The organism is Frankia sp. Mgl5 (genome assembly GCF_023242985.1).
GTDB classification, from domain to species: Bacteria; Actinomycetota; Actinomycetes; order Frankiales; family Frankiaceae; genus Parafrankia; species Parafrankia soli.
Genome location: NZ_JALKFY010000702.1, coordinates 1 through 8,188, shown reverse-complemented (window position 1 = coordinate 8,188; position 8,188 = coordinate 1). Strand labels below are relative to the sequence as shown.

9 protein-coding genes are annotated in these 8,188 nt (G+C 73.1%); all 9 read left to right on the top strand.

What is annotated here, in order from left to right:
• The first annotated feature begins 144 nt into the window (after positions 1-144).
• The 9 genes from MXD62_RS26445 (at position 145) to MXD62_RS26410 (ending at position 8,125) form a co-directional block, all read left to right on the top strand.
• A complete protein-coding gene (locus tag MXD62_RS26445) occupies positions 145-1,299 on the top strand; it encodes an AAA family ATPase (RefSeq protein WP_248832129.1) in 1,155 nt (384 codons plus the stop codon).
• Between the two features lie 181 nt (positions 1,300-1,480).
• Complete coding sequence (locus tag MXD62_RS26440) at positions 1,481-3,160, top strand: VWA containing CoxE family protein (protein WP_248832128.1); 1,680 nt, start codon at positions 1,481-1,483, stop codon at positions 3,158-3,160.
• 177 nt (positions 3,161-3,337) lie between these two features.
• Complete coding sequence (locus MXD62_RS26435) at positions 3,338-4,105, top strand: hypothetical protein (protein ID WP_248832127.1); 768 nt, start codon at positions 3,338-3,340, stop codon at positions 4,103-4,105.
• 222 nt (positions 4,106-4,327) lie between these two features.
• Positions 4,328-4,651, top strand: coding sequence for a hypothetical protein (locus MXD62_RS26430; protein WP_248832126.1), 324 nt, complete (start codon positions 4,328-4,330; stop codon positions 4,649-4,651).
• Positions 4,652-5,178: 527 nt separating this feature from the next.
• Positions 5,179-5,472, top strand: a complete 294-nt coding sequence (locus MXD62_RS26425; protein WP_248832125.1) for a hypothetical protein — start codon at positions 5,179-5,181, stop codon at positions 5,470-5,472.
• Between the two features lie 389 nt (positions 5,473-5,861).
• The gene (locus MXD62_RS26420) at positions 5,862-6,236 is read left to right on the top strand and encodes a hypothetical protein (protein WP_248832124.1); all 375 of its coding nucleotides are present in this window, start codon (positions 5,862-5,864) and stop codon (positions 6,234-6,236) included.
• 58 nt (positions 6,237-6,294) lie between these two features.
• A complete protein-coding gene (locus MXD62_RS38920; protein WP_251082355.1) occupies positions 6,295-6,819 on the top strand; it encodes a DNA-processing protein DprA in 525 nt (174 codons plus the stop codon).
• A gap of 56 nt (positions 6,820-6,875) precedes the next feature.
• Positions 6,876-7,118: a DNA-processing protein DprA gene (locus MXD62_RS38915; RefSeq protein WP_251082354.1), complete on the top strand. Its 243-nt coding sequence runs from the start codon at positions 6,876-6,878 to the stop codon at positions 7,116-7,118.
• Between the two features lie 161 nt (positions 7,119-7,279).
• The gene (locus tag MXD62_RS26410; RefSeq protein WP_248832123.1) at positions 7,280-8,125 is read left to right on the top strand and encodes a DNA-processing protein DprA; all 846 of its coding nucleotides are present in this window, start codon (positions 7,280-7,282) and stop codon (positions 8,123-8,125) included.
• The last annotated feature ends 63 nt before the right edge of the window (positions 8,126-8,188 follow it).

Below are 8,188 nucleotides of genomic sequence, written 5' to 3'. Positions count from 1 at the left end.
ATCCGCCGTCTTCCCCTACATCGCCTCACCACCCACCCCCGGGGCCCGGCCCGGGGGCCGTCACCCCCCCCCGGGGGCGGGACCCCCGCACCGCCGCACCCCACCCCCCGGCCGCCCCGCACCCCTACCTGCCTGGAGATCAGGATGAGCAGCCCTGCCCCGACCCCGTCCGCCCCCCGTCTGGCACCGTTCGAACTGCACCAGCTGGTCGCCCGCTACCTTCTCGATCACCCGTCCGGGTCCCACACCCCGACGACCGTGGCGAAGGCGTTGGCGCGCAGTAACGGCGCCGTGGGCAACGCGCTGCACCGTCTGGCCGAAGCCGGGCAGGCCACACTCACCAGCACCAAGCCCCGCCGGTACACGGCCACCCCCACCACGCGGGACGCATTCGGACGTACCGGCACCCCACCCGTGGCAAAGCCCCGCCCCACCCCACCCCTGGTACCGGCCCCGGCGGTGGTGCCGAAGCCCCGGCCGCCCCTTCCGCCTACGACGCCGGACGGGGGGATCATCCGCCCGTCGGGGCAGGTGTACCGGCCCCGGAAGCTGGCGGACCTGCCTGACGTGGAAGTCCTGCGCAAGCTACGCACGGCGGAAGTACCGGTCCTGCTCTACGGACCGCCCGGGACGGGGAAGACGAGCGTGATCGAGGCCGCCTTCGGCGACGATCTGATCACGATCGCGGGGGACGGGGACACCCAGGTCGGTGACCTGATCGGGGAATACACCCAAACCCCCGACGGCCGGTATGAATTCATCCACGGGCCGCTGATCACCGCCATGGTGGAAGGCAAAGTCCTGTTGATCGACGACGCGACGTTGATCAGCCCGGCGGTCCTCGCGGTGGTCTATCCCGCGATGGACGGCCGCAAAAGGATCGTGGTGAAAGCGCACAAGGGCGAGACGATCGACGCCGCCCCCGGCTTCTACGTGATCGCTGGACACAACCCGGGCGTGCACGGGGCGATCCTCACCGAGGCACTGTCCTCCCGGTTCTCGGTGCAGGTCGAGGTGAGCACCGATTTCGACCTGGCCACCCGACTCAAGATCGACAGTCGGGCGGTGACCGTCGCCCGGAACCTGCACCGGCGCCGGGAAGCCGGGGACATCGGCTGGTCACCCCAGCTCCGCGAACTGATCGCCTTTCAGAAGATCGTGGATGTGTTGGGTGTTCCGGCGGCGGCAGCGAACCTGATCGGGATCGCCCCGGAAGAGGACCGCCCGACGGTCACGGACACCGTCGAAAAGGCGTTCGGGGCGAAGCTCACCCCCCTCGCCCTCGGCACGCAGATCTAACCCAGCCCCCTCCCCTCCCTTCCCACCCCACGACGTGCGGCGGGTGGGCGAAGCCAACCCCCCCCCCCCCCCCCCCCCCCCCCAAAACAACCCCCCCCCCCCCCCCCCCCCCCCCCCCCCCCCGGGGGGGGGGGGGGGGCCCCCCCCCCCCCCCCCCCCGCCCCCGCCGAGGAGCTCCGCGATGCCACCCGAGCACATCCACACCGACCCGACCATCCCCGCCCCCGACCCCGAAGGGGAATGGCTACGGATCTCCGCCGCCATGACCCGCGACATCGCCACCATCTCCGGGCGCAAAGACCTGATCGTCACCTGCGCGCCCGGTGCCGGGCGAGGCGCCCCGGGCGTGCACATCCCCGCCCTCGGGGTGATCGAGGTCGACGCGGCCAGCCTGCCCGCCGGCATGGACCCGACCACGGTGGAGGGCACCGTCCGGGACGCGAAGCGGTACCCGGCCCTGTGGGGGGTGCTCACCCACGAAGGCGCGCACGCCGCCCACACCCGGTGGCGCACCCCCACCGACATCAATACCGCTGCCGGACGAGCCGCGATGCTTTTGGAAGAGGCGCGTATTGAAGCCGCCCAGATCGGACGGCGAGCAGGCGACCGGCACTACCTGCGCGCCAGCGCCACCAGTCTCATCCTCCCGTCGTTCCTTCCCGACTCCGGCGGGCCGTCGGCGGAGCCACCCGCGCCCGTGCCGGCACCTGCGGCCGGCCGCACCGTTGCGCCTACGGGCACACCGGCTCCGCCGGTGCCGATGACCCGCGCCGCCGCCGCCCAAGCCGCCGCCCTGCTCCTCGCCCGAGCCGACGCCGGGATCCTCGGCCCGCACGAAGCGGCCCCGGTGGAGGCGATCTGCGAGGACATCCTCGGCGCCGATGACCTCGCCGAGCTGCGCCGGATCTGGCACGCCGCGCAGGACACCGCCGATGACGACACCGCCACGATGCTCCGCCTCGGCGAGCAGTGGGCCGACCTCGTCGGCGAGGAGGAGGACAGCGCGCCGATCATGCCCGCCGGGCCCGGGGTGGGCACACCGCTCGGGGAAGCGATCGCCAGGACACTCGACGCGATCACCGCCGACCCGCACGGACACACCATGAGCGGGGAGACGCTCACCGCCGGTACCCGCCCCCCGAAAGCCGCCGAGCGGGCCGCAGCGGGAACGCTGGCCCGTGCCCTGCGCCGCGCCGCCGTCCCAGGGCGGGCCCCGGTCACCCTCACCTCCCCCACACCCCCGGGGAGACTGCGGATGCGTGGCGCGTTGGCCGCCGACGCGCAACGTGCCGCCGGTGCCCTCCCGACCGCCCGGCCGTTCACCCGCACCCTCCACAAGAAGGTTCCGAAACCGCCCCTGCGCCTGGGCATCGCGGTCGACGTCTCCGGCTCCATGGACAGGTTCGCCAAGCCTGCCGCCTCCGCCGCGTGGATCACCGCGACAGCTGCCGCCGCCGTTCCCGGCACCCACACCCAAACAGTGATCTTCGGACGGCATGTCCGGCCTCTCACCCATCCCGGGGCCGCCCCGCAGAAGGTGACCGAGTTCAAGGCGGACGACGGCATCGAGGTCTTCACCCAGGCGGTCGACCTGCTCACCGCCAGCCTCGGCCTGGACCGTCCCGGCGGCGCGACCCGCATGCTCGTGGTCATCTCCGACGGGGACTTCCTGCCCACTGAGCTGGAGCAGGGCGAGATCAGGCTGCGCCGGCTCGCCGCGAGCGGCTGCCACCTGCTGTGGATCACCCGCTACGAGAAGGACGTCCCGATCCCACCCGCCCCCGGGATCACCCTCGGTACCCCCGCGCACACCGCCGACGCGATCGCCGCCGCCGCCCTGCGCGCCCTGCGCCCGGCCTAACCCACCCCCGGGTGCGGCCCTCACCCCCGGGGGGCCGCACCCGCCCTATCCACACCGCCCCGACCAGTTCGCCTCCGCAGCCTCCGCTGACACCAACCCCCACCCAGCCCGGGGCCAGCCAGCATCCCCTGCGCCCCGGGCCGCCCACCACCCGCGACCACCGTTGAAGGAGCATCCATGAACCGGCCCCCCACACAGCAGCGCGCCGCTCGCGAGACGTTCACCGCCGAGCAGACACCGGCACCCCCGCAGCCCGTCGAGGACAGGGAATCCCTCGGCGTCGTCATGGCGGTCGAGCTCCACACCGGTGACCTCTACCGCCACGCCGACCCCGTCCAGCGGGCCCGGGACCATGCCAGGCACGGCTCGGACCTGTGGATCGTCACCATCCCCTTCGACACCGACGCTCTCGACCGCGACGAGGATCCCGAGCTGCACGCCTGCCCGGCCGGGCATCCTCACCGCAGCGAGCCGCAGTACTTCCTCACCTTCGACGAGGACGTGGAGCGCGTCGCCGTCCTGCACCACGAAACCTTCGGGTACATCGCGCGTGGCTACGCACTCATCCGCGTCTACCGCCTACCGCAGCACACGGTCCGGGTACGGGTCTTCCGCATCTTCGATCACCACGAAGACCACCAGCACACCTCATCGGCCACCGCGGACATCCTCACCCCCACGGGCTGGAGTCAGCTCCTCACCGAGCCGGCGGAACGCTGGCAGCCCGACGGGCGCACCTCCATCACCGACGAGACCACGTTCACGCCGGTCGCCGCACAGCTGATCGCCGACGCCTACCGCATCCTCGCCCCCCAGGCACCCCTGGTCCCCCCGGCCGGCAACGGGAACCCGCCCCCCGTCTCAGGCAGCGATGACAGCGCCGGGCGCCGTCCCCGCGCCCGCACCTCCCGTTTCCCGACCTGGAGGAGGCGGCCGGCGAAATAACACCGGAGAGAAAGGCCGTTCGGGGCATTCCTCGAGCGGCCATCTCCCCATACCCGTGCCCGTGCCCGTGCCCGTGCCCGTGTACCGGGTGCTGGTTCACCGCGCCGGATTTCCGGGTGCCACGTGCGCCGTCCTCGACAGGCACGCAGGCCTCACCCCCCTTTTTTTCTACCGCCGGGCCGGCGCTCGCACGCCCCCACCCGTCAGCAAAGGGAGATCGCAATGACGACATCACCCCCGACCGGCGGCGACGTCGAGACCGTCCTTCTCGGCAGCGCCGTCCTGACGATCGACCGGTCCGCCGCCCGCCCGGCGGGGCACGACCACGGGGTGGAGATCCTCGCGGGCTTGCGGACCGCTGACGGGCACGACGCCGGCCGCCTGGTCCTGCTCTACCCGAGGCGGGTCCTGATGCGGATCGACGCGGACAAGACGCCCCACCGACTGACCCCGGCCGACTATCAGCAGGTCGCCGTGTGCTTCCCCGCGCCTTGGTTCCGGCTCGCCCAGGCCACCTCCGGGAAGGGAGTGAAGGCGTTGACCTGATCCGCACCTCATCCACGGCGGGGAGCTATCTGGCCGCCGTTGGGGAGGATTCCCTGGCCGCCAGTGGGGAGAACCGCAGGCCGCCTACGGGGAGAACGAAATGGCCATTGACACACGCCCTCCCCGCCCGCCACCTACACCGCCTGCACGGCCTACTACGGCAGCCCCCGGCAGGCCTGGCAGCAGGCGCAGGCCGACTGCGCCCGGCTGAACTCCGACGACCTGACCCCGGATCCGGCCTGGTACCCGCCCCCCCGCCCGCCCGGCACCCGCCCTGGCCTGGACGCGGTTCCGGCGACACCGACCGGCCCGCCCGCCACACACCCGCCCACCGTGCCCACGCACCGGCACCGGCACCAGCGGAGCGGATGACGCCGGGGCCGTCACGTCGGGGGTGCGGGTCGCCGTCACCGCGCCTGCGGCCACGCCGACCCCCGCCGGGTCCGCGGGAAGGCCTGGCCACGAAGCCGGCGGCACGAGCACCCCACCAACTTGCGCGTCCGACGAACCGGAAAGAAGGGCACCCCATGCACACGTCCGATCTGTTGGCGGAGGTGAACGGCGACGAGAACCTGGCCGATGTCGTGGCCCGGTACACCGAGGTCCGCCAGACCGTCCATGACCTGATGCTCGCCGACCTGCCCCACGCGCTGGGCAGGTCACTCGAGGGAGTCGACGACGACAGCTTCGTGGACTCGACTGAGCTTGACTCGCTGTTCAGTCAGGTGGGCGACCTGCTCCGCGAACGCGAGGAACTCCTCGACTCCCTGCGCGCCGCCGGCATCACCATCGCCAACGCCCGGATCGCCGCGGGAGGATGACGGCTGCGCCGCACCGGGCACGTCCCCCAGGGTCGCACCGTACCTGTCTTCCACGTCTCGCCTGACGCGGACCGGCGGTCCCACTACCCGGCCCACCGCCGCCGCAGAAGAACTCTGAAGCACCGCCCTTCCAGGGCGTGTTCTCGATACACATTCGAACACCCAAAGTGAAAGCCGCCGCGGCAGGATTAAGGAATCCTCGAACGCGCGCCTCCCATGTTCCCAACATGGGATGCGGAAATTGTTTACCGCGCCGGCATATCGAGCTACGATTCCATCGCGCGCCGCTATCCGATCGTTCGGTCCGATACGCGCGGCGCGTATTCCGATAGCCCCCGGCGCGCCGGGGTACCGGAAAACCATCACCCACCGTGAAACGGAGCTTCCCGATGCATGTTTCCGATGTCACCGGCCGTGTCCTGACCCAGCTACGCGACGCCGGCGGCCATCCCGACAACCCGACCCTCAACGCCACCGATCTGGTTCCGTTCTTCCCGGACGGGTGCCCGGAGGCGGCACCCACGGACTGGCCGCTCGACACGGTCGACTACGACGGCCCCCACGCGAGCACGATCTGCCCCGGCTGCGTCGAGTCGTGGCGCGCCGACCACCGGGTGTCCCAGCCGCGCACGGTCCCGGCCGGCACGCCGCTGAGCCTGCATTTCCCGTGGGTCGCCCCCCGGCCGGTGCCGGCGCCCGCCACACCCGAGGGCGCCTCCCGCCCCGCTGACACCGACCCGCAGCCGGTCGACGCGTCCGTCTGACCGTGCCCGCCCCGGGGGTGATCCCCCTGCTTGCGCCTCCGCATGAAAGGCGTTGTGCATGCCTGTTTCGCCCGCCGAGCGCTGCGCCCGCGCGGTACTGACCCTGTTTCCTCGCGACATCGCCCTACACGCCGGCGGCGCCGAGGCCGGCGTGCGGGACCTTCGCACCCGACTGGACATCGACCCCGACGACCTGCTCGCCGCCCATACGGCCGCCGGCTGGCGGCTGCTGTGCCCCGGGGACGATGAATGGCCCACCGCCCTCACTCGGTCCGGGCTCGCCCCGGTGGCCCTCTGGGCACGCGGCAACGGCCACCTCACCCGTCTCACAGCCCGGTCCGTCGCGGTCACCGGTACCCGCGCGCCGAGCCCGCACGGCGCGCGCCACACCGGCCTGCTCGCGCACGGCGTTGTCACGGCCACACCACCGGTCACCGTGATGGCGACGGCGGGGTCGGGGATCGGGGTGCAGGCCTTGGCCGCCGCAGCGCCCGACGGACCCACCGTGGCCGTCCTGGCACCGACCTCTCTGTCCCGTCACCCCGGGCTCCTCGAGATGGTCTGGCCCATGGCGTCGCGCTGAGCGACGCTCCCCCGCTGGGGCCCTCGGCGCACGATGCACCGCAGCGTCGCCTGGCCATGCGCACGGCGCTACTCGCGGCGCTGGCGTCGGCGTTACTGGTCGTCGAGGTGGAGGAGACCGGCTCGGTGATGGAGGCCGCGCGGGTCGCCCACCGTCAGGGCCGCATGGTGATGGCGGTACCCCCCGAGGACCACGCCGATCTGCGCCGCTACAGCGGCTGCGGCCAGCTTCTACGCGGCGCCGTCGCCATCCCCGTCACCACGGCCACCGCCATCACCAGCCACCTGCCCGCAGCCTGACACGGCGCGTCCGCCGCACCCACCGGCCCCCGGCCCGTCGTCGCGGACCGGGGCCAGCCGGCCCCGTAGCCGGCGCTACAGGACCAACCCCAGGCCACCGCCGGGGCCCCACGGGAGGGCCGGCGAGGCCATCCCGTCCGTCACCTGAAGGGACCCCGCCGATGCCGATATCTCTCGAGCGCCGTGCCCGCGCCGCGCTGACCCTGCTTCCCCCCGACCGGGTTCGTGACACCGCCGTACACACCGGCGGCGCCGAAGCCGTACGGCGGCCCCTTCCCACCAGGCCGGACGTCGACCCCGACGAGCTACTCGCCGGCCACACCGCCGGCCTGTGGCGGCTGCTCTGCCCGGGGGACGACGAATGGCCCACCACCCTCACCCCGACGCGGGGCATGCCGATCGCCCTGTGGGCGCGCGGCAACGGCCACCTCGCCGACCTCACAGCCCGGTCGGTCACCGTCACCGGCACCCGTAGCCCGAGCGCGCACGGCGTGCACCACACCCGCAGCCTCACCTGGGGGCTGGCAACCGCCACACCGCCGGTCGCCGTCACCGCCGCCGTCACGGCGGGGATCGGGCTGCAGGCGTTGACCAGCGCCGCGCCGCACGGCCCGACGGTCGGCGTCCTCACCTCGTCGACGCCCGGCGCCCTCGCCCGCTACCGCGGCCTGCTCGCCACGGTGGCCATCCGAGGTGTCGTGCTCAGCCTCACCCCGCTGGCACCGGCCGCGCCCGGCACCGGGGAGCCGGGCCGCTGGCTCGAGACACGGATGACGCTGCTCGGCGCCTTGAGCTCGGCGCTGCTGGTCGTCGAAGCGGAAACGGCGGGGCAGGCGATGACGCTCGCGCGGGCCGCCCACGGCCGGGGCCGGCTTGTGATGGCGGTCCCGGCCGGTCCTGGTCTGGCCGGCCGCCGCCACGGGGGATGCCACCAGCTTCTGCACGGCGGCCTTGCCGTTCCCGCTGTCACCGTGGACGACATCACCGCGCGGCTACCCACCGGCTAGCCCGTTACCCGGCGGGGCGACCGTCCCACCGCCGAGGGCCCGCCTCCCCAGGCTCTGGGGAGG